A 588-nucleotide genomic window follows, 5' to 3' on the forward strand; every position below is an offset into this window, starting at 1 on the left:
GCGGGCGCCGTCGTCGGCCCGGGTCCCGGGCCCGGGGAAGGCGTACCGGGCCGTCGGCTCCCCGCGGGCGGCCGAGGCGGGCCCCGGGAGGAGCGCCGCGACGGCCACCAGACAGGCCGTCAGGACGGCCAGCGTCCAGGGGACCGCCGTGGTACGGGGAGCGGACCGGCTCCTCGTGACGCGGGAGCGGGGGACGGCTTCGGGGACCAAAGGCTCATTCCTTCCCGGTCGTTCAGGTGAGCCCGTCGAGGGCGGTGGTGAGATGCCGGGCGATGACCTCCACGTGGGGTGGGTCGATCATCGACATGTGGTCACCCGGGATGGACACGACCTCCAGATCGGCACAGAACGGCGCCCAGCCCAGGTCGGTGTCGTCCCGCAGATAGCGCGGGTCGATCGCGGTGGTGAGCTCCTGCGCCCGCTGGGCGCGGTAGAGCACCACATGGTCCGGGTACGGCCGCGGGCGGTAGCGCTCGCCGATCCGGGCGTCGATGTACGAGGTGCGCTGGTGCTCCAGCACGCCGGGGCTCATGTCCAGCCCCGCGTCGGCGACTTGGCGCATCAGCGTCTCCAGCTGCTCGCGCTCGT

2 protein-coding genes are annotated in these 588 nt (G+C 73.5%); both read right to left on the reverse strand.

Annotation, left to right across the window (positions count from 1 at the left end; all coding sequences use genetic code 11):
* Window positions 1-210, reverse strand: a 210-nt coding sequence (locus AOK16_RS27775; protein WP_205627757.1) for a hypothetical protein, incomplete at its 3' end; no start/stop codon positions are given.
* Between the two features lie 22 nt (window positions 211-232).
* Window positions 233-588 (reverse strand): thioesterase domain-containing protein (locus tag AOK16_RS27505; RefSeq protein WP_169790935.1); only part of this gene is annotated, 356 nt, incomplete at its 5' end.

It is taken from the genome of Streptomyces pathocidini, from assembly GCF_001418495.1.
In the GTDB taxonomy this organism is placed as follows: Bacteria; Actinomycetota; Actinomycetes; order Streptomycetales; family Streptomycetaceae; genus Streptomyces; species Streptomyces pathocidini.